Origin of the sequence: Ollibium composti (assembly GCF_004801285.1) — a bacterium.
Taxonomy (GTDB): Bacteria; Pseudomonadota; Alphaproteobacteria; order Rhizobiales; family Rhizobiaceae; genus Mesorhizobium; species Mesorhizobium composti.
This window is the reverse complement of sequence record NZ_SSNY01000002.1, coordinates 463,031-481,854: the sequence shown is the minus strand read 5'-3', so window position 1 is coordinate 481,854 and position 18,824 is coordinate 463,031. Positions and strand designations below refer to the sequence as shown.

Sequence of the window (18,824 nt, the reverse complement as noted above, 5' to 3'; positions counted from 1 at the left end):
GCGGATGGCGGGTCATGAACCGGATCGACACAGCACACAAGCCGAAGGGTCCCAGCTTCGCGGAGCTTTTCACGCCCAAGCTGGTGACGGTGCTGCGCGAAGGCTACGGCCTGAAGCAGTTGCAGGCCGACGTGATCGCCGGGCTGACGGTGGCGATCGTGGCGCTGCCGCTGTCGATGGCGATCGCCATCGCCTCGCATGTCGAGCCGTCGCGGGGCCTGTTCACCGCCGTCGTCGGCGGCTTCCTCGTCGGCGCGCTCGGCGGCAGCCGCTTCCAGATCGGCGGTCCGGCCGGCGCCTTCATCGTGCTGGTCGCCTCGACGGTAGACCGGCACGGCGTCGACGGGCTGATCCTGGCGACGCTGATGGCGGGCATCTTCCTCATCGCCGCCGGCTACCTGCGGCTCGGCGCCTATGTGAAATTCATCCCCTATCCGGTGACGGTCGGCTTCACCGCCGGCATCGCCGTCATCATCCTGTCCAGCCAGCTGCACGACCTGTTCGGGCTGACGCTGGCCGGCAAGGAGCCGGGCGACCTCGTGCCCCGGCTGATCGCGCTCGGCCGGGCGGCCGGCACCGTCAATCCGGCGGCCGTTGCCCTGTCCGCGCTGACGATCGCCGTCATCGTCGGGCTGAAGCGCTGGCGCCCGCACTGGCCGGGGCTGCTGATCGCCGTCGCCGCCGCTTCGGTGGCGGCTGTCCTGTTCCAGCTTCCAGTCGCCACCATCGGCAGCCAGTTCGGCGGCATCCCGCGCACACTGCCTGAGCCGGCGCTGCCGATGCTGAGCCTCGACAAGATGCTGGCTGTGCTGCCGGACGCCTTCTCCTTCGCGCTGCTGGCGGCGATCGAATCGCTCCTGTCGGCGGTCGTGGCCGACGGCATGACCGGGCGGCGCCACCGTTCCAACTGCGAACTGGTGGCGCAGGGCGTCGCCAACATCGGCTCGGCCCTGTTCGGTGGCATCTGCGTGACCGGCCTGATCGCGCGCACCGCCACCAACATCCGCGCCGGCGCGCACGGGCCGGCGTCCGGCATCTTCCACTCGCTGTTCATCCTCCTGTTCATGCTGGTGGCCGCGCCGCTGGCCAGCTACATCCCGCTGGCGGCGCTGGCCGGCGTGCTGGCGACGGTCGCCTGGAACATGGTGGAAAAGCCTGCCGTCGCCGCCCTCGTGCGCTCGTCGCGGGGGGACGCGCTGGTGCTTGCCGTCACCTTCGCGCTGGTCATCTTCCGCGACCTCACCACCGGCATCGTGGTCGGCTTCGCGCTCGGCGCGCTGCTGTTCATCGGCCGCATGGCGCGCTCGGTCGCGGTGGAGGCGCACGCGCCGCAACTGGTGGACGACCGCGCCGACGACGCCAACGGCGCCCGCACCGCCTACGACCCGGCGACCGGCGCCGATCCCGACACGGTCGTCTACCGCATTTCGGGCGCCTTCTTCTTCGGCGCCGCCGCGACGGTGGCGGTGGTGCTCGACCGCATCGCCGACCAGCGCAAGAACTTCATCCTCGACTGCTCGGCCGTGCCGTTCCTCGATTCGACCGCCGCCAACGTCATCGAAGGCGCGGCGAAGAAGGCGAAGCGCGCCGGCGTGCGCTTCATCATCGCCGGGGCGTCGCCGCAGACCCGGCGCATGCTGATCACCCACGGCGTCAGGCGGCCGCTGGCGAGTTTTGCCGCCTCGGTCACCGAAGCCCGCGCGCAACTGGCCGAGCCAGCCGCGCAGACTGTTTCCTAAGGCGCTGGCGGTTGCGGTTCGGCCTGCGCCGGCTCGACCGCATTGCGTGCCGCATCGTCGCTCCAGCGCACGGCGCGGTAGTCGAAGCCGTATTCCAGCGTCGGCTTGACGATGCGGAAATAGGGCGACAGGTCGAAGTCGCGCGGCGTGTAGAGCGAATAGTGGCGAATGTGCAGGATCTCCTGCCTGGAATAGCGCGACTGCGCCGAGGCGCGCCCCGGCGCCAGCGTGATCTCCGGCAGGATGGGATAGCGGATGCGGCCATAGGCTTCGGCGATCAGCGTCGAGCAGATGGCGCGGGTCGGATCGCCGGAGCCGAAGGCGAGCATGCGGCGGCGCCAGCGCACCGGCACCGGCGGCGTCGGCATGAAATAGCGCAGCATGTCGAAGATGTTCTTCAGGTCGTAGCGCAGGCCGAGCTTGCCGACCATGAAGGAGACCACTTCTGCCCGATCCTCCGGCGACAGCCCGCTCGCCCGGCAGATGCGGGTGTTGTAGGTCTGGTAGCGCGACAGGGGAACGGCCACGCACCCCTCGCCCATAGTCACCTCGATAAGACGCGGCCGCTCCGAGCCGTCCTCGGGCTCGGGCATGGCGTCGCCGACATAGAGGGCGGCGTGCGACCATGTCGACTGGGTGAGGTACTTGATCGCCGCCGAGATTTTCTGGTTGCCCTCGACCAGCAGGATGTCGCCCGGCTGCAAGACACGGCGCAGGGTCTCGGGGTCGGAGGGCGTGTAGGGCTCGTAGCCGGAGGATTCCTCCTGCAGGCGGCCGGCGAGCCAGCGGCCGATGCGGTCGAGGACGGTTTCGGCCGGCGCGGTCATGGCTCGGCTCCGGCCGTGGAACGAGTGGATAGCAAGCAGACCCCCACCCCTAGCCCCTCCCCGCAAGGGGGAGGGGAACTTCGCCGCCGGGCCACGATGTGCCAACGCCGCCAATTTTGGACGAAACGACGGTGTCTGCGTCCCCCTCCCCCTTGCGGGGAGGGGTAAGGGGTGGGGGTCTGTGGCCGGATCGTTCGACGCGATGTTTCATATGTCGTCGCCTTGCATGCGGCTACTTCAGGCAGCCCGGCATTGCTTGGACGCCGCATCACGACGGGCGTTCCGGATAGCCGTTCAGGGCCAGCGAGGCGTTGGAATAGCGCACCTCGCCGGTGACCTCGCGGCCGAGCCAGGCCGGCAGCATGTCGGACGCCACGCGGTCGGGCGTTTCCAGCTCGGCAACCACCAATCCGTCCAGCGTGTCGTTGAAGACGTCGACCTCGTAGAGATAGCCGCGATGGCGGACGTGGTGGCGGACCTTGCGGATGACCGTGCCGATGGCGAACTGCATCATGTCGCGCGCTTCGGCCAGCGGCACCGGATATTCGTATTCGTCGCGTGCGGCGAGGTCGGAGCCGAACTTCAGGGTGAGCTTGGCCTTGCGGCCGTCGCTGATGCGCAGGCGGATCGAGCGCTCGGACGAGATCGCCAGGTAGAACTGCACGATCGAGACGCTGGCCTCCACCGCCGGGCGCCAGTCGCTGCTTTCCACCAGGAATTTTCGCTCGATCTCCTTGGCCATGGCCCGACTTAAGCGCGCCGGCGGCGGCAAATCAACCGGTGGCGACTATGCATTCCGGGGCGACATGGTCACCCCTTTACATTAATCATTCGATTGATTAAATTACATTGATGATATCGACCTCCACCCCCGGCGAGCATCCGCCCACGCCCGCCTCCCCGTCAGAGATGACGCGCATGGCGCTGATCCGCGCGGCGCTGAAACTGTTCGGGCAGCAAGGTTACGACGGCACCTCGACGCGCGAGATCGCGGCGGCGGCGAAGGCCAATATCGGTTCCATCGCCTATCATTTCGGCGGCAAGGAAGGGCTGCGCGCCGCCGTCGCCGACCATATCGTCGGCATGATCCAGACGATCGCACGGCAGGCGACCGGCGGCACGGACGCTCCGCCCGAGCGGCTGGAGCCGCAGGAAGCGCGCGCCCGGCTGATCGAGGCGACGCGGCAGATGGTGGCCTTCATGGTGGCGCGGCCGGAAGCCGGCGAGATCGTGCAGTTCATCCTGCGCGAGCTGTCGCAGCCGACGCCGACGCTGGACCGCATCTATGACGGCGTGTTCGCGCCCACCCACCGCCGGCTGTGCGCGCTGTGGGAACAGGCGACCGGCGAGCCGGCCGAGAGCGAGCGCACGCGGCTTTCCGTCTTCACCATGATCGGCCAGGTCCTCTATTTCCGCATCGGCCGCGAGCCGGTGATGCGGCGCATGGGCTGGGACGGCATCGGCGAGGCGGAAGCCGCCAAGGTGGCGGAGGTCGCCGTCGCCAATCTTTCCGCCATACTGGCGGCACGGAGCGAAAAGCCATGAATTTCCTGTGCTCGCTGCCGCTGGCCGCGCAGCTTTTCAGCGCCTGTGCGCCGGCCGCACCCCTGGCCGTCGGCTATGTCGAGGGCGACTACGTGCTTCTCGCCCCCATCGAGGTGGCGCAGGTGCAGTCGGTCTCGGTGAGGCGCGGCGACCAGGTCGCGGCGGGTGCCGCGCTGGCGACTTTGGAGGATGCCGACGCCGGCATAGCGGTCGCGCAGGCGCAAGCCGCGCTGGGCGCCGCCGAGGCGCAGCTCGCCGACCTGAAGGTCGGCAAGCGGCCGGAAGAGATCGCCGTGCTGGAGGCGGCGGTGCGTTCGGCCAAGGCACAGGCCGACGAGGCCGGGCGCGTGCTCGACCGCACCCGCGACCTCGCCAAGCGCGGCATCGCCACGCAGGCGCAGCTCGACGAGGCGACGACGGCCGTGGAAGTCGCACAGGCGGCGATCGGCCAGAGCGAAGCCAATCTCGCGGTGGCGAAACTGCCGGCGCGGCCGGAGGCGATCAAGGCCGCCGACAATGCGGTGAAGCAGGCGAAGGCGGCGCTCGATCAGGCGGAATGGCGGCTAACGAAGCGGACGCTCACGGCGCCGGCGGCGGGCCGCATCAACGACGTCATCCGCGACCCCGGCGACACGGCGGGGCCGACCGCGCCGGTCGTCTCCATGCTGCCCGACGGCGCGGTCAAGCTCACCGTCTACGTGCCGGAAGCCGCCTTTTCCTCGATCAAGGTCGGCTCCGAGCTTGCCGTGCGCTGCGACGGCTGCGGGCCGGGCCTGAAGGCGCGCGTCAGCTATGTCTCGCCGGACCCCGAATTCACCCCGCCGGTCATCTACTCGCTCGAGAACCGCCAGAAGCTGGTCTACCTCGTCGAGGCGCGGCCCGAAGGGGGCGCCGGGCCGTTGCAGCCGGGGCAGATCGTGGATGTGGACCTGGAAGGCAATAGGGCAGTAGGGGAGTAGGGCAGTATGTTTGCTTTCCTCCCGGCGGGCGATCTTCATACTGCCCTATTGCCCTACCCCCCTATTGCCCTGCCGACCGAAGGTCGGCGCCGATGACCGCCATCGCCGTCACCAACCTGACAAAACGCTTCGGCGACCGCACCGTGGTCGACCACGTGTCAATGACGGTCGAGGAAGGCGAGATCGTCGGCTTTCTCGGGCCGAACGGCTCGGGCAAGACCACGACGATCCGCATGATGTGCGGGCTGCTCACACCCGACGAGGGCGAAGGCACGGTACTGGGCTTCGACATCCGGCAGGAAGGCCTGTCGATCAAGCGTGAGGTCGGCTACATGACGCAGCGCTTCTCCTTCTACGAGGACCTGACGATCGCCGAGAACCTCGCCTTCGTCGCCCGGCTCTACCAGTTGAAGCCGGCGGAAAAGCATGTGGCCGACACGCTGGAGGACCTCGGGCTCACCTCGCGCCGCGACCAGCTCGCCGGCACGCTGTCGGGCGGCTGGAAGCAGCGGCTGGCGCTGGCCGCCTGCATCATGCACAAGCCGAAGCTGCTCTTGCTCGACGAGCCGACCGCCGGCGTCGACCCCAAGGCGCGGCGCGAGTTCTGGGACGAGATCCATCGCCTCGCGCATGGCGGGCTCACCGTTCTGGTCTCCACCCACTACATGGACGAGGCGGAACGCTGCCACCGCATCTCCTACATCTCCTACGGCAAACTGCTGGCCACAGGCACGGTGGACGAGGTGGTCAAGAACGCCGGACTCACCACCTTCGTCGTCAGCGGGCCGGCGCTCGACCAGGCCGCCGAGGCGCTGAAGGGCAAGCCCGGCGTCGAGCAGGTGGCGCCGTTCGGCGCGACGCTTCATGTCGTCGGCTCCGACGCCAAGGCGCTGAAGGCGGCGCTGGACGCGGTCGGCAAGGCCTACGACGTCAAGGTAGCGCCGGGCGAAACCAGCCTGGAGGATGTTTTCATCCAGTTCATGGCCGGCTCGAAGGACAATATGGCGTGACGAGAAGCAGCGGATATGGTGCCGCACCCCCACCCCTGACCCCTCCCCTCAAGGGGGAGGGGGATTTCAGGGCGATGCCGCAATACGCCAACGTCGGCAACTTTGAACGAAACGGCGGCGTCAGCGTCTCCCTCCCCCTTGAGGGGAGGGAACAAGGGTGGGGGTGCTCGACCTCCGAGTTCAAGGAACCATTCGCAAGTAAGCGCCCAGCCCGCGGGCAGAAGCGTGGAGCGTCGCGCCTTACGGCCAGCGACCCCTCCCGACCCGCTACGCGCGCCACCCTCCCCTCAAGAGGGAGGGGAAAGGCGGTGCATCGATGAACACCGTCTTCTCCCCTGCCCGGCTCGGCGCGCTGCTCGTCAAGGAATTCATCCAGATGCGGCGCGACCGCGTCACCTTCGCGATGATGCTCGGCGTGCCGCTGATGCTCTTGATCCTGTTCGGCTTCGCCATCAACAACGACCCGAAGCGCCTGCCGGCCGCACTTCTCGCCATGAGCAACGACGCCTATACGCGCGCCATGGTGTCGGCGCTGGAGAACACCGGCTACTACCGCTTCGACCACATCGCACGCACGGAGGCCGAGGCGGACCTCCTTTTGGCGCGCGGCGACGTCTCCTTCGTGGTGACGATCCCGGCCGATTTCGGCCGCCGGGTGGAACGCGACGACCATCCACAAATCCTCATCGAGGCCGACGCCACCGACCCGTCGGTCGCCAGCGGCGCCATCTCGACGCTCGGCACCATCGCCGGGCAGGCGCTGCTGAGAGCCAAAGGGATGAGCGAGACGGCGGCGGCGATCGCCGCCGACCAGCTCGACGTGGTGGTGCACCGGCTCTACAACCCGGAGGGCGTCTCGCAATACAACATCGTGCCCGGCCTGCTCGGCGTCATATTGCAGATGACCATGGTGATGATGACGGCCATGGCGCTGACGCGCGAGACCGAGCGCGGCACGATGGAGAACCTGCTCGCCATGCCGGCCAGCCCCGCCGAGATCATGCTGGGCAAGGTGCTGCCTTATGCCGGCGTCGGCGCCGTGCAGGTGGTGATGATCCTGATCGCCGCCAAGCTGTTGTTCTTCGTGCCGTTCGTCGGCGGCTTGCCGCTGCTTCTGTCCGCCATCCTGATCTTCGTGCTCGGGCTGGTGCTGCTCGGCTACACGATTTCCACCGTGTCGCGCACGCAGATGCAGGCCATGCAGCTCACCGTGTTCTTCTTCCTGCCGTCGATCCTCTTGTCCGGCTTCATGTTCCCCTATCGCGGTATGCCGGGTTGGGCACAGGCGCTGGGCGAGATCCTGCCGTTGACGCACTTCCTGCGCATCGTCCGTGCCGTCATGCTGAAGGGCGCCGAACTGCCGGCGGTGGCCGGCGAGATTGGCTGGCTGCTGGGGTTCGTGGTGCTGTTCGCCTGCTTCGCGCTGGTGCGGTTCAGGCGCACGCTGGATTGAGCGCGGATCAGCCCGCCAGGACGGCGGCGTAGGCGTCGGGATCGACGTTGCCGCCGGAAAGAACCACGGCGACGGTGCGTCCGCGCACGTCGACGGCGCCGGAGAGGATTGCGGCCAGCGCCACCGCGCCGCCCGGCTCGACCACCAGCTTCAGAAGCGCCATCGCCTCGCGCATGGCGTGGCGCACCGCGTCCTCGGAAACGGCAACGGCGCCGGCGAGCGTCGTCTTGTTGATGGCGAAGGTGAGGGCGCCAGGCTCGGCGGTCAGCAGAGAATCGCAGATGGAGGTATGGCCGGGACGGTTGGCCACCGGCTTCCCCTGTTCCAGCGAGCGGCGGGTATCGTCGAAATGCTCGGGCTCGACGGCCCAGATTTCGGTCCTCGGCGAGGCGTCCTTGACGGCGACGGAGATGCCGCCGGTCAGCCCGCCGCCGCCGCAGGGGATGACGACCGCGTCCAGCGCCGCACCGAGCGCGCTTGCCTGCTCGACCAGTTCCAGGCCGATGGTGCCCTGGCCGGCGATGACGAAGGCGTCGTCGAAGGGCGGCACCAGCGCCATGCCCTCGTCCAGCCACGGCCGCACCACCGCCGCGCGGTCCTGGCTGAAGCGGTCGAAGGGGACGATCTCGGCGCCCATGCGGCGCACGTTGTCGGTCTTGGTACGCGGCGCGTCCGCCGGCATGGCGATGACGGCGCGAGCACCGAACATGGCGGCTGCGGCGGCGACGCCCTGCGCGTGGTTGCCGGAGGAGAAGGCGACGACGCCACGGGCACGCTCGGCGTCGGAAAGGCTGGCGATCTTATTATAGGCGCCGCGGAACTTGAAGGAGCCGGTGCGCTGCAGCACCTCGGGCTTGAACAGGACCCGGCCGCCGAGGCGCTCGTTGAGCACCGGCGATTCAAGCAGCGGCGTGCGCACGCTGAGACCTGAAAGTCGGCCGGCGGCGGCGCGGATATCGTCGATGCGGGGCGGTGCGGAAATGGCGGTCATGGAGGACGGGTCCTGGGCGGTTCGGCCGGGATGGAAGGCCATGCCGCCCATGTGTCAGCAAAACGGGGCGCCGTGCCACCGGAAAATTGACACCGCGACAAATTCTCGGGCGGCGCTCCGCCACGAAAATGCCCGGTATTTCAGCCTTCACTGATTATATCGACCCGGCAACCAAATCTGATGTGACCGGACAGGCCGGCCGGCGTTTATGGGTCGAACGGGGCAAATGGAGGCCACGACCATGCACGCACTTCTCAAGTCATCCGTACTCGCTCTGGCTATGGCGCTGACGAGCATTCCGATCGGCGCGGCCTCGGCGCAGGACCTCGAACTTCATCTCGGCAACGACGGCCCGCAGCTCCGGCTGCGCCGCGACTGCGATCCGGACCGGGAGGACTGCCGGGACCGCGGCGACTACCGCCGGGACCGTGGCGATGAACGCTGGTCCCGCCGCCGCGAATGCACGCCCGACCGCGCGCTCGACAAGGCCGACCGCATGGGTGTGCGGCGCGCCCGCATCGACGACGTCGGCCGGCGCACCATCTCGGTGCGCGGCCGCGACCGGTTCGGCGACCGCATCGTGGTGACGTTCGACCGCAGGGACGGCCGTTGCCCGGTGCTGGCCAGGGATTGATCCGCCGCTAGAGGCAACGCGAGGACATCGATCGGCGGGAGCGCTTTCGGCGCTTCCGCCGGTTTTGTTGTTGGCCAGTCCGATTGCTGTCGTCTCCTCCATGGCAGGGCTATCGCATACGGAATTTTCTCTATTCTGGCCGGCGGGATACCCCCACCCCTAACCCCTCCCCGCAAGGGGGAAGGAGACGCCGACGCCGCCATTTCAGCCGAAATCGGCGAGATTGGCGCGCTATAACGGTGCCGCAAAGTCCCCCTCCCCCTTGCCGGGAGGGGTTAGGGGGTGGGGTACTGCGACGGTCGAGGTCGAGGAAAACTCCATATGTGACAGCCCTGCCCTCTATGGGGGCAAGTTGCTAGGCTCGATCTATCCCAGCAAAGTGCGTTCGCGCTTGCTGCCGCCGGCCTTGCGCCAGGCGTTGAAGCGGTGCGTGGCGGCGGCGAAGGAAATCTTCATCTGCTGCGCCACGGTGTAGCGCGACTTGCCCTCGTCGAACATGCGGTAGCAGCACTCCACCCCCTCCCCGGTCAGCTTGCCGTCGGGCGTCTTGTTGTGCGGGTTGGCGGGATCGAATTTTTCGACCTTGGCGGAAACGAGGCCCTTGAGGCGCTGGAGATCGGCCTCGATCGAGGCGATGAGGTCGAGCACGGGCTTGGGATCGAAGGCTTCCGTTTTCTTCGTCATGAGGCTGTTCCGATTTCGTGGTTTCCATCATATAGGCGAACGTTCGCCGATAGAAAGAGGTGCCGCGGCATTTCTGCGCCGACCCGATTTTCCGGCCTGCGCCGTTGACGCAGGGCAGCGGAAACTCTAATTTAGAATCATTCTAAACTAGAGTATAAAAGAATGCTTTCCCGTGTCTTCGGTTTCGGCCGCCGCTCCTTTTCGAGCCTTTCCGAACAGGAAATCCTGGCATTGGCGATCTCCTCCGAGGAGGACGACGCCCGCATCTACCGCGCCTATGCCGACGGCTTGCGCGACGACTTCCCGCATTCGGCCGATATCTTCGAGGCCATGGCCAAGGAGGAAGACGGCCACCGCGAGGCGCTGATCGAACTGCATCGCGCCCGCTTCGGCGAGCGCATCCCGCTGATCCGGCGCGAGCATGTGCGCGGCTATTACCAGCGCAAGCCCGACTGGCTTGTGCGGCCGCTGGGCATCGACGCCGTGCGCGGCCAGGCCGAGGAGATGGAGCGGCAGGCGCGGCTGTTCTACGTCGAGGCCGCCAAGCGCAGCGAGGACGCCTCGACCCGCAAGCTTCTCGGAAACCTCGCCGCCGCCGAGCAGGGCCACGAGACGCGCGCCATGCAGCTGGAGCGCGAGCACACGCCGGACGCCGTGCGCGAAGAGGAGCGCGACATGGAGCGCCGGCAGTTCATCCTCACCTATGTGCAGCCGGGCCTTGCCGGGCTGATGGACGGCTCGGTGTCGACGCTGGCGCCGATCTTTGCCGCCGCCTTCGCCACGCACGACACCTGGCAGACGTTCCTCGTCGGCCTCGCCGCCTCGATCGGCGCCGGCATTTCCATGGGCTTCACCGAAGTGGCCTCCGACGACGGCAAACTGTCGGGACGCGGCTCGCCGATCAAGCGCGGCCTGACCACCGGCGTCATGACGGCGCTCGGCGGCCTCGGCCACGCCCTGCCCTACCTCATCCCGCACTTCTGGACGGCGACGGGCGTGGCGGCGGTCGTGGTGTTCTTCGAACTGTGGGCCATCGCCTTCGTGCAGAACCGCTACATGGAAACGCCGTTCTGGCGCGCCGCCTTCCAGGTGGTGCTGGGCGGCGCGCTGGTGTTCGCGGCAGGCATCCTGATCGGCAATGCGTGAGGCTCAGCCGTGCAGGGCGCGGCTGTCGGTCGGTGCCTCGGCGCGTTCCGTCATGCCGTAGTCGCGCACGACATGGGCGATGCGCAGCCGGTAGCCGGCGAAGACGCCGCCGCGCCCGGCCTGCTGCGCCTGCCGGTGCTCCTCGGTGTTGCGCCAGCCCTTGACCGCCTCCTCGTCGCGCCAGAACGACAGTGAGAGCACGCGCGCCGGGTCGGCAAGGCTCTGGAAGCGCTCGACCGAGATGAAGCCGTCCATCGTTTCGAGCAGCGGTTTCAACCCGGCGGCAATGCCGAGATAGGTATCACGCTCGCCATCGGCGGGTTCGACCTCGAAGATGACCGCGATCATGGCTGGATCACCTTGCCGTGCGGCACCGAGGCGAGTTTCAGGAAAATGCGGTCCTCCTTGAGGATGAATTTCTCACGGCGCGCGAATTCGTAGTTCGCCTTGCCGGCCGGATCGGCCGCCAGCCGCGCCCGATAGGCCTCGTAGGCGGCGAGGTTCTCGATGTTGTAGACGCCGTAGGCGGTGGTGGCCGAGCCCTCGTGCGGCGCGAAATAGCCGATCAGATCGGCTCCGCAGCGCGGGATCGCCTGCCCCCAGTTGCGGGCATATTCCTCGAAGGCTTGCCTGCCGAAGGGGTCGATCTCGTAGCGGATGAAGCAGGTGACGGTCATTCTCTTTCTCCTCGATTGATAGTTCGACCGCGATCGAAGCGTTCGTCGCAGCAAGCTGCCAGAATGGCGCTCAGCGCCAGAAGGGTTTGGCGCTTTCATGCCTGGCTTCGTGCGGCGTCACGCCGATGTCGGCGAGCAGATGGTCGTCGAGTTCAACCAGGTCGAGCCGCTGCCGATGGCGGCGATGCCACGATGCCAGTTCGGAAAACAGACGATGGATGGCGGAGCGGCGGGCGGCGGCATCGACGAAAGCGATGGTGAAAATGTCTGGCATCGTTGTCTCCTTGATCTGCGGACAGAATAGTGATTTCGTGTCAATCACGCTTCGATGGAGATCAAACTATGCCTGAAGGATTGCAGGACGGACCGAACATCGCTCTCATCGCCAGTCTTGTCGGCGACCCGGCGCGCGCCAACATGCTGACGGCGCTGATGACCGGCGCGGCACTGACGGCGAGCGAACTGGCGCTGGAAGCCGGCGTGACGCTGCCGACGGCCAGCTCGCATCTGGCCAAGCTGATGGACGGCGGACTGCTTTCCGTGGCGAGCGAGGGCCGCCACCGCTACTACGCGCTGTCGGGACCGCAGGTCGCGGCGATGCTGGAAGCGATCATGGGCGTGGCCGCCAGCGTCGGGCCGAAGCGGGTCCGGCCCGGTCCGCGCGAGGCGACCATGCGCGAGGCGCGCGTCTGCTACGACCATCTGGCCGGCGAGCATGCGGTGAAGATGATGGACGGTTTCGTCGAGCGCGGCGTCATCGTGCGCGACGGGCGGACGGTGACGCTGGGGCCGCTGGGAGCCTCCTATTTCGCCATGCGCGGCATCGACACGGCAAACCTCGGCACATCACGCCGGCCGGTCTGCCGCGACTGCCTCGACTGGAGCGTGCGCCGCTCGCATCTGGCCGGCGCGCTGGGGGCCGCGATCCTCGACAGGATCCTCGCCGAGAAATGGGCTCGGCGCGAGAAGGACAGCCGCGTCGTCGCTTTCTCGCCGAAGGGCAGGACGGCGTTCGAGCGGACATTTTTGGCATGACGTCCCTGTGGCGCAAAAACCACAACGGAAACGCTTGTCGCCGCGCCCACGGAAAGACCGCCAGTTAGCCGCAATCCCGCCACGAAGTGCCTGATTTCCGGGCGAAAATTAACCTCGTATTCACGAGGGATTCACCACTTCGAGCTACGATGTTTCCCATTCGGAAGGGACTCCGAAAACCGGGACAGGGACTGGTGTAAAAAATGCGTATCCTGAAGCACATTGCCTTCTATGTTGCCGCCATCCGCGAATTCGTCGCGCCGACCTACCGGCCGGAGCGCTACTACATGCGCGGCCCCGGTCCGGCCTGCGCGCGCCGCTCGCACACGCTGGGCTTCGGCGCTCACTGAAATCCTATCGTTGACCCTCACAAGCCGTCACGACAGCCGGATCTGCCGGCCGGGCGCCGATCACCGCGCAACGACCTTCCGCACACAGCGTCCAGCCACCGCCGGTCGCCCCTGAGGCGGCGAGCAGGAGCCGCGGCTGCGGCCCGACCTTCGGCGCGTAGACCCACCAGCCATCCCTGAACACCGACTCCTCCGGCGGGTCCATCCCGGCGCCGGAGCCCTGGATGCGCGCCTCGACCACCTGGAGGCCGGCCGGCGTCACCTTCCAGTGTTCCTCCCAGCGCGTCCTTTCCACCGAATGCGTCCAGGCGAGTGTGAAGGCGGCGCCCGCCAGCACCGTCACCTTGCCGGCGGCGAGGATGCAGATGCTCACGCCACCGCAGCCGTCTGGCGCGTGCGCCACCAGTGCCAACCGATCCACAGGACCGCCAGCGCCCAGCCGATCTCGTCGGTGAGCGGGATGGCGGCGACCAAAAGGATGCCGGCGGCAAAGGCAAGCAGCCGTTCCCACCAGGCGATGCGGGCGAACAGGAAGCCGACGGCGGCCGCGCCCCACAGAAGGATGCCCATGCAGGCCTTGGCGACGATGTAGGTCACCTCGACCGGATAGCCGTAGGCGGCGGCGATGGGGCCGGGGTCCTGCAGCATCAGCGCCGGCGTGTAGACGGCCATGAAGGGCACGACGTAGCCGGCGATGGCGAGCTTGGTCGCCTGGACGCCGATCTTCATCGCAGACTCCTTGGCCATCGGGGCGGCGGCGAAGGCGGCCAGCGCCACCGGCGGGGTCAAGTCCGCCATGATGCCGAAATAGAAGACGAACATGTGGCTGACGAGCAGCGGCACGCCGAGCGACAGCAGCGCCGGGCCGGCGAGCGAGGAGGTGATGATGTAGTTCGGGATGGTGGGGATGCCCATGCCCAGCACCAGGCAGGTCAGCATGGTCAGCACCAGCGACAGGAACAGGTTGTTCTCACCGATGGAAATGATCCAGCCGACGAAGGTGGAGGCGATGCCGGTGAGCGTCAGCGTGCCGATGACGATGCCGACGATGGCGCAGGCGATGCCGACCGGCAGCGCGTTCTTGGCGCCTTCGGCCAGCGAGTCGATGCAGATCTGCACCGTCTCGCGGCCGCCCTTGAACAAGAGGCAGGCGACCAGCAGGGCGGCGATGACGAAGACCAGAAGGTTGACGCCGTATTTCATGAAGGAGGCCGCGGCGAGCCCCAGCGCGATCCAGAAAACGATGCGGAAGGCGAGCGGGCCGATGAGGGCCGCCAGCGGCGTGCCGAGGATGAGCACGATGGTCAGCGCCAGGCCCATGGTGCCGGCGAAGATCGGCGTGTAGCCGGCGAACAGCAGGTAGATCAGCGCGCATAGCGGCAGCACCAGCGGCCAGTGCTGGCGCACCGCCGCCCACGGGTTGGGCAGCGAGGCCTTGTCCATGCCCGCCAACCCCGCCTTGCCGGCCTCCAGATGCACCTGCCAGAAGCAGGCGCCGAAATAGAGGGCGGCCGGGATGATGGCGGCCTTGACCACCTCGGCATAGGAGATGTTGAGCGTCTCGGCCATGATGAAGGCGACGGCGCCCATCACCGGCGGCATGATCTGCCCGCCCATCGAAGAGGTCGCCTCGACGGCGCCGGCGAAGGCGGAGCGGAAGCCGAAGCGCTTCATCAGCGGAATGGTGAACTGGCCCGACGCCACGACGTTGGCGACGCCGGAGCCGGAGATGGTGCCCATCAGTGCCGAGGAGAGCACGCAGACCTGCGCCGGCCCGCCGCGCCAGGAGCCGACCAGCCCGAGCGCGAAATCGTTGAACAGGGCGATCATGCCGGCGCGTTCGAGGAAGGCGGCGAAGACGACGAAGATGAAGATGTATGCGGCCGAGACATAGACCGGCGTGCCGTAGATGCCTTCCACGCCGAAGGCGAAGGTGTCGACGATCTGGGCGAAGTCGTAGCCGCGATGGATGAACGGCGGCGGCAGGTGGTTGCCGACGAAGCAGTAGAGCAGGAACAGGAAGGCGACGATGGCCAGCGGCAGGCCCATCAGGCGGCGCGTCGCCTCGAACACCAGCACGATCAAAAGCACGCCGACGACGAGGTCCTGCGTCGTCAGGAAGCCGGAGCGGCGGATCAGGTCGACATAGAAGATCCAGTGATAGAGGCCGGTGGCGAAGCCGGCGATGCCGCATAGCCAGTAGAACGCCTTGCCGGCCACGCTGCGGATGGTGAGGTTGGCGACCAGGGCGAAGCCGAGCAGCAAGAGGAAGCCGACGTGCATCGCGCGCACGATCGGGCTGGGGATCGCGCCGTAGGCCGCCACATAAAGCTGGAACAGCGAGAAGGCCACGGCGATGAGGAAGGCGACCTTGCCGGCGAGGCCGTCGCCGAAACCGGGCGGCAGGCCTTCCACCTGCTCCTCGACGACGGGGATGTGGATGGTTTCGGGCTGGGAGGCGGCGTCGGTCATGGGCTGTCTCTCATGGAAATCGGGAACATCGCCCCTGCCCCTTGAAGGGAAGGTGCCGAGCGGAGCGGGGCCGGATGGATCACATCAAGAGCGCCCCCTCTCCGTCTCGGCTTCGCCGAGCCACCTCTCCCCCCGTTCCGGATGGAGAGGATACGCCTGCCGCAAAGCCTGGCGCCCATCCTCTCCCCTCACGAAGTGGGGGAGAGGTGGCTTGCGAAGCAAGACGGAGAGGGGGAACGCCATAGGCGACGACCTTGCCCCAAACCAAAAGCGCCTACTTGATCAGGCCTTTTTCCTTGTAATAGCGCTCGGCGCCCGGATGCAGCGGGATCGGCATGCCTTCAATGGCCTTGGCCGGATCGATGCCCTTGGCGGCGGCGTGGGCGGCGACGAGCTGGTCGAGGTGCTCGAACAGCAGCTTGGTCATCTGGTAGGCCGTCTCGTCGGAAACGCCGGAGTGACTGACAAGGAAATTGCCGACGGCGGCGGTCTGCACGTCCTCGTCCTGGCCCTCGTAGGTCCCTTTCGGAATGACCGCGGCGATATAGGGCGCGCCGATCTTGGCGACATCCTCGGCGGGCACGGCGACGATGTTGATCGGCACCGAGGTGGCGAGGTCGCGGATCGAGGCGACGCCGAGGCCGGACGATTGCAGCGTCGCGTCGAGCTGGCGGTTCTTCATCAGTTCGACCGAATCGCCGAACGGCAGGTACTCGACCTTGCCGAGGTCCTCGTACTTCAGGCCGGCGGCGGCGAAGATGGCACGCGCGTTGAGCTCCGTACCGGAAGCCGGCGCGCCGACCGACAGGCTCTTGCCCTTCAGGTCGGCCAGCGTCTTGATGCCGGACTCCTTGGAGGCGACGATCTGGATATAGTTCGGATAGATGGCGGCGATGCCGCGCAGCTTGTCCAGCTTGCCGGGGAAGCCGGCCTCCTCGTTGCCCTCGGCAGCCAGCTTGACCGAATCGCCGAGCGCGAAGGCGATCTCGCCCTTGCCCTGCTGCAAGAGGTTCAGGTTCTCCACCGAAGCCTTGGTGGCCTGCACCTGCGCATGAGCGCCGGGGATGTTCTTGCCGTAGATCTCCGACAGCGCGACGCCGAGCGGATAGTACACGCCGGACGTGCCGCCGGTCAGCACGTTGATGAATTCGTCGGCCTTCGCCGACAGCGAGCCGAGACCGAGCGAAAGCGCCATCGTGCCGACGGCGACGATCTTGCGGACATGGAGCATCAGTTCATTCCTCCCTGGGTTGCCTTGCCGGGTCACCCTCCCTCAACCCGGAGGCGACACTTTAAGCAGCGGAGCGAAATTGCCAACCCGCAATCGGCGACAGGCGACTTGAGGTCGAAGACAGGCGGCCCACAGCGCTTGCGCGCCGCGGCGGCCGGGCGCAAAGAATCCGTGGAAATTTTTGCCGCGGCTGTCGAAATCGCCGTCCGCTGCGCGACATCCTTGTGTCCGCACCGATGCGGTCGCGAAAGGGAAGGAACACGACGATGCAATACATGCTTCTCATCCATGTCGACGAAGCCGCCATGGCTGCCGCCGCGCCGACCGCCTCGCCCGACAAGGCCTACGAGATGGGCCAGCCCTTCATGGCCTACAACGAAGCGCTGAAGAAGGCGGGCGCCTGGGTGGCCGGCGACCGGCTGGCGCCGTCGTCCTCGACCACGCGGGTGCGCATGCTGGGCGACAGGACCGAAGTGCTCGACGGGCCGTTCGCCGACACCAAGGAACAGCTCGGCGGCTATTACATCATCGAGGCGCAAGACCTCGACGCCGCCATCCAGTGGGCCGCCCGCTGCCCCGCCGCGCAGAACAGGGCGGTCGAGGTGCGGCCGATCTGGAAGGCGCAGTAGGCGCATCCCGGTGGCCGCCGAAGCCGCCAGCGCGCGGGCGGCCGCCGAGGCCGCCGCCCGGCAAAGCTACGGCAAGCTGGTTGCCTTCCTGGCGGCGCGCACGCGCGACGTCGCCGGCGCCGAGGACGTGCTGGCGGATGCCTTTGCCGCCGCACTCGAGCGCTGGCCGCGCGACGGCGTGCCGGACCGCCCCGAAGCCTGGCTGCTTGCCGTGGCGCGGCGGCGCGGCATCGACGCCGTGCGCCGCCGGCTCACCCGCGAGGCCGGCCAGGACCACCTGGCGCTGATCGCCGAGGAATTGGAGGCCGGCATGGCCGAACAGGAGATCCCGGACGAACGGCTGAGGCTGCTGTTCGCCTGCGCCCACCCGGCGATCGATCCGGCCATGCGCGCGCCGCTGATGCTGCAGACCATCCTCGGCTTCGACGCGGCGGCAATCGCCTCGGCCTTCCTCGTCTCGCCCGCCACGATGGCGCAGCGGCTGGTGCGCGCCAAGGCGCGCATCAGGCAGGCGGGCATTCCGTTCCGCATCCCGGAGCGGCAGGAACTGGCCGGGCGGCTCACCGCCGTGCTGGAGGCGATCTACGCCGCCTTCGCCGAAGGCTGGCTGGACGCCGCCGGCACCGAAACGCGGCGGCGCAACCTTGCCTCGGAAGGCCTTTGGCTCGGCCGCCTGACGGCGTCGCTGCTGCCTAACGAACCGGAAGCGCTCGGCCTGCTTTCGCTGATGCTGTTCGCCGAAGCGCGGCGGGCGGCCCGGCGCGGTCCCGACGGCGCCTACATGCCGCTGGCCGCACAGGACACGGGCCTGTGGGACCACGCGATGATCGACGAGGCCGAGCGGCTGCTGGTCGTCGCCTCGGCGATGGAAGGGCTCGGCCGCTACAGGCTGGAGGCCGCCATACAGGCCGTGCATTCAGCGCGCCGCAGCCGCACGACGGGCGGGACGGACTGGCCGGCGCTCGCCACGCTCTACGAGGCGCTGCTCAAGCTGACCGGCTCGCCGGTGGCGGCCATCAACCGCGCGGTCGCGGTCGCCCGGCTCGACGGCCCACGCGCCGGCCTCGACGCGCTGGAGGCGATAGGCGATCCGCGGCTGGCCGACTACCAGCCGTTCTGGGCGGCGCGCGCCGACCTCGCGGCGCAGCTTGGCGACCGCGAGCAGGCGGCGGCCGCCTATGACCGCGCCATCGGGCTGGAGCGCGACGAGGCCGTGCGCCGCTTCCTGCTGGCCGAACGCGACGCACTGGACCGAGGGACCGTGTAGTGCCGGTGGTCGTGCCGGCTATCGGTGCTCGTCCGCCTGTGAACGGGGGCATGGAAGTGCGCCGCATTTCCGCCGTCGCATACCCCCACCCCTAACCCCTCCCCGCAAGGGGGAGGGGAAGCTGCCGCGCCCCAAGTCCCCCTCCCCCTTGCGGGGAGGGGTTAGGGGTGGGGGT

Annotated in this window: 21 protein-coding genes; 11 read left to right on the top strand and 10 right to left on the bottom strand. The window is 67.9% G+C overall.

From position 1 onward, the window contains the following. The first annotated feature begins 14 nt into the window (after nucleotides 1-14). Complete coding sequence (locus E6C48_RS05620) at nucleotides 15-1,739, top strand: SulP family inorganic anion transporter (RefSeq protein ID WP_136354883.1); 1,725 nt, start codon at nucleotides 15-17, stop codon at nucleotides 1,737-1,739. Here E6C48_RS05620 and E6C48_RS05615 read toward each other — a convergent pair. Beyond that, a complete protein-coding gene (locus E6C48_RS05615; RefSeq protein WP_136354882.1) occupies nucleotides 1,736-2,566 on the bottom strand; it encodes a YiiX/YebB-like N1pC/P60 family cysteine hydrolase in 831 nt (276 codons plus the stop codon). The genes E6C48_RS05620 and E6C48_RS05615 overlap by 4 nt on opposite strands. Before the next feature lie 268 nt (nucleotides 2,567-2,834). Next, on the bottom strand, nucleotides 2,835-3,308 hold the full coding sequence (locus tag E6C48_RS05610) for a CYTH domain-containing protein (RefSeq protein WP_136354880.1): 474 nt from the start codon (nucleotides 3,306-3,308) through the stop codon (nucleotides 2,835-2,837). 110 nt (nucleotides 3,309-3,418) lie between these two features. Between E6C48_RS05610 and E6C48_RS05605 the strand changes: the two genes are divergently transcribed. The 4 genes from E6C48_RS05605 (at nucleotide 3,419) to E6C48_RS05590 (ending at nucleotide 7,533) form a co-directional block, all read left to right on the top strand. Next, nucleotides 3,419-4,111 carry a CerR family C-terminal domain-containing protein gene (locus tag E6C48_RS05605; protein WP_136354878.1) on the top strand — a complete coding sequence of 231 codons (693 nt, stop codon included), beginning with the start codon at nucleotides 3,419-3,421 and terminating at the stop codon, nucleotides 4,109-4,111. Next, complete coding sequence (locus E6C48_RS05600; protein ID WP_136354876.1) at nucleotides 4,108-5,070, top strand: HlyD family secretion protein; 963 nt, start codon at nucleotides 4,108-4,110, stop codon at nucleotides 5,068-5,070. Before E6C48_RS05605 ends, E6C48_RS05600 begins: the two co-directional genes overlap by 4 nt. Nucleotides 5,071-5,162: 92 nt before the next feature. Beyond that, entirely contained in the window at nucleotides 5,163-6,080 is a 918-nt protein-coding gene (locus E6C48_RS05595; protein ID WP_136354874.1) for an ABC transporter ATP-binding protein, read from the top strand. Between the two features lie 316 nt (nucleotides 6,081-6,396). Next, nucleotides 6,397-7,533 (top strand): ABC transporter permease, encoded by a 1,137-nt coding sequence (locus E6C48_RS05590; protein ID WP_136354872.1) that lies wholly within the window; start codon nucleotides 6,397-6,399, stop codon nucleotides 7,531-7,533. 7 nt (nucleotides 7,534-7,540) lie between these two features. On the opposite strand, the gene E6C48_RS05585 is transcribed toward E6C48_RS05590, so the two are convergent. After that, nucleotides 7,541-8,524, bottom strand: coding sequence for a threonine/serine dehydratase (locus E6C48_RS05585; RefSeq protein ID WP_136354870.1), 984 nt, complete (start codon nucleotides 8,522-8,524; stop codon nucleotides 7,541-7,543). Between the two features lie 241 nt (nucleotides 8,525-8,765). Here E6C48_RS05585 and E6C48_RS05580 point away from each other — a divergent pair, with 241 nt between their 5' ends. Next, entirely contained in the window at nucleotides 8,766-9,158 is a 393-nt protein-coding gene (locus E6C48_RS05580; RefSeq protein ID WP_136354868.1) for a hypothetical protein, read from the top strand. A 366-nt stretch (nucleotides 9,159-9,524) separates the two neighbouring features. On the opposite strand, the gene E6C48_RS05575 is transcribed toward E6C48_RS05580, so the two are convergent. Then, the gene (locus tag E6C48_RS05575) at nucleotides 9,525-9,842 is read right to left on the bottom strand and encodes a hypothetical protein (protein ID WP_136354866.1); all 318 of its coding nucleotides are present in this window, start codon (nucleotides 9,840-9,842) and stop codon (nucleotides 9,525-9,527) included. A 162-nt stretch (nucleotides 9,843-10,004) separates the two neighbouring features. Between E6C48_RS05575 and mbfA the strand changes: the two genes are divergently transcribed. Beyond that, nucleotides 10,005-10,988, top strand: coding sequence for an iron exporter MbfA (gene mbfA / locus E6C48_RS05570; RefSeq protein ID WP_136354864.1), 984 nt, complete (start codon nucleotides 10,005-10,007; stop codon nucleotides 10,986-10,988). Between the two features lie 3 nt (nucleotides 10,989-10,991). On the opposite strand, the gene E6C48_RS05565 is transcribed toward mbfA, so the two are convergent. The 3 genes from E6C48_RS05565 to E6C48_RS05555 all read right to left on the bottom strand — a co-directional run bounded on the left by E6C48_RS05565 (nucleotide 10,992) and on the right by E6C48_RS05555 (nucleotide 11,939). Next, a complete protein-coding gene (locus E6C48_RS05565) occupies nucleotides 10,992-11,336 on the bottom strand; it encodes an antibiotic biosynthesis monooxygenase family protein (RefSeq protein WP_136354862.1) in 345 nt (114 codons plus the stop codon). Then, nucleotides 11,333-11,665, bottom strand: a complete 333-nt coding sequence (locus E6C48_RS05560; protein ID WP_136354860.1) for an NIPSNAP family protein — start codon at nucleotides 11,663-11,665, stop codon at nucleotides 11,333-11,335. The genes E6C48_RS05565 and E6C48_RS05560 overlap by 4 nt, the downstream gene beginning before the upstream one ends. Before the next feature lie 70 nt (nucleotides 11,666-11,735). Beyond that, nucleotides 11,736-11,939, bottom strand: a complete 204-nt coding sequence (locus E6C48_RS05555) for a DUF1127 domain-containing protein (protein ID WP_136354858.1) — start codon at nucleotides 11,937-11,939, stop codon at nucleotides 11,736-11,738. An 80-nt stretch (nucleotides 11,940-12,019) separates the two neighbouring features. Here E6C48_RS05555 and E6C48_RS05550 point away from each other — a divergent pair, with 80 nt between their 5' ends. Beyond that, nucleotides 12,020-12,700, top strand: coding sequence for an ArsR/SmtB family transcription factor (locus E6C48_RS05550; RefSeq protein WP_136355024.1), 681 nt, complete (start codon nucleotides 12,020-12,022; stop codon nucleotides 12,698-12,700). Between the two features lie 203 nt (nucleotides 12,701-12,903). Further along, nucleotides 12,904-13,050 carry a hypothetical protein gene (locus E6C48_RS05545; RefSeq protein WP_136354856.1) on the top strand — a complete coding sequence of 49 codons (147 nt, stop codon included), beginning with the start codon at nucleotides 12,904-12,906 and terminating at the stop codon, nucleotides 13,048-13,050. A 4-nt stretch (nucleotides 13,051-13,054) separates the two neighbouring features. Here the strand turns inward: E6C48_RS05545 and E6C48_RS05540 are convergent, their stop codons facing one another. From E6C48_RS05540 to E6C48_RS05530, 3 genes are all read right to left on the bottom strand, one after another. Then, on the bottom strand, nucleotides 13,055-13,423 hold the full coding sequence (locus E6C48_RS05540) for a DUF1850 domain-containing protein (RefSeq protein WP_136354854.1): 369 nt from the start codon (nucleotides 13,421-13,423) through the stop codon (nucleotides 13,055-13,057). Next, entirely contained in the window at nucleotides 13,420-15,522 is a 2,103-nt protein-coding gene (locus E6C48_RS05535; RefSeq protein ID WP_136354852.1) for a TRAP transporter permease, read from the bottom strand. Before E6C48_RS05535 ends, E6C48_RS05540 begins: the two co-directional genes overlap by 4 nt. Before the next feature lie 274 nt (nucleotides 15,523-15,796). Continuing rightward, nucleotides 15,797-16,753, bottom strand: a complete 957-nt coding sequence (locus tag E6C48_RS05530; RefSeq protein ID WP_136354850.1) for a TAXI family TRAP transporter solute-binding subunit — start codon at nucleotides 16,751-16,753, stop codon at nucleotides 15,797-15,799. Between the two features lie 266 nt (nucleotides 16,754-17,019). Here E6C48_RS05530 and E6C48_RS05525 point away from each other — a divergent pair, with 266 nt between their 5' ends. Beyond that, nucleotides 17,020-17,382: a YciI family protein gene (locus E6C48_RS05525; RefSeq protein WP_136354848.1), complete on the top strand. Its 363-nt coding sequence runs from the start codon at nucleotides 17,020-17,022 to the stop codon at nucleotides 17,380-17,382. Nucleotides 17,383-17,392: 10 nt separating this feature from the next. Next, nucleotides 17,393-18,649 (top strand): RNA polymerase sigma factor, encoded by a 1,257-nt coding sequence (locus E6C48_RS05520; protein WP_136354846.1) that lies wholly within the window; start codon nucleotides 17,393-17,395, stop codon nucleotides 18,647-18,649. Nucleotides 18,650-18,824: the final 175 nt, after the last annotated feature.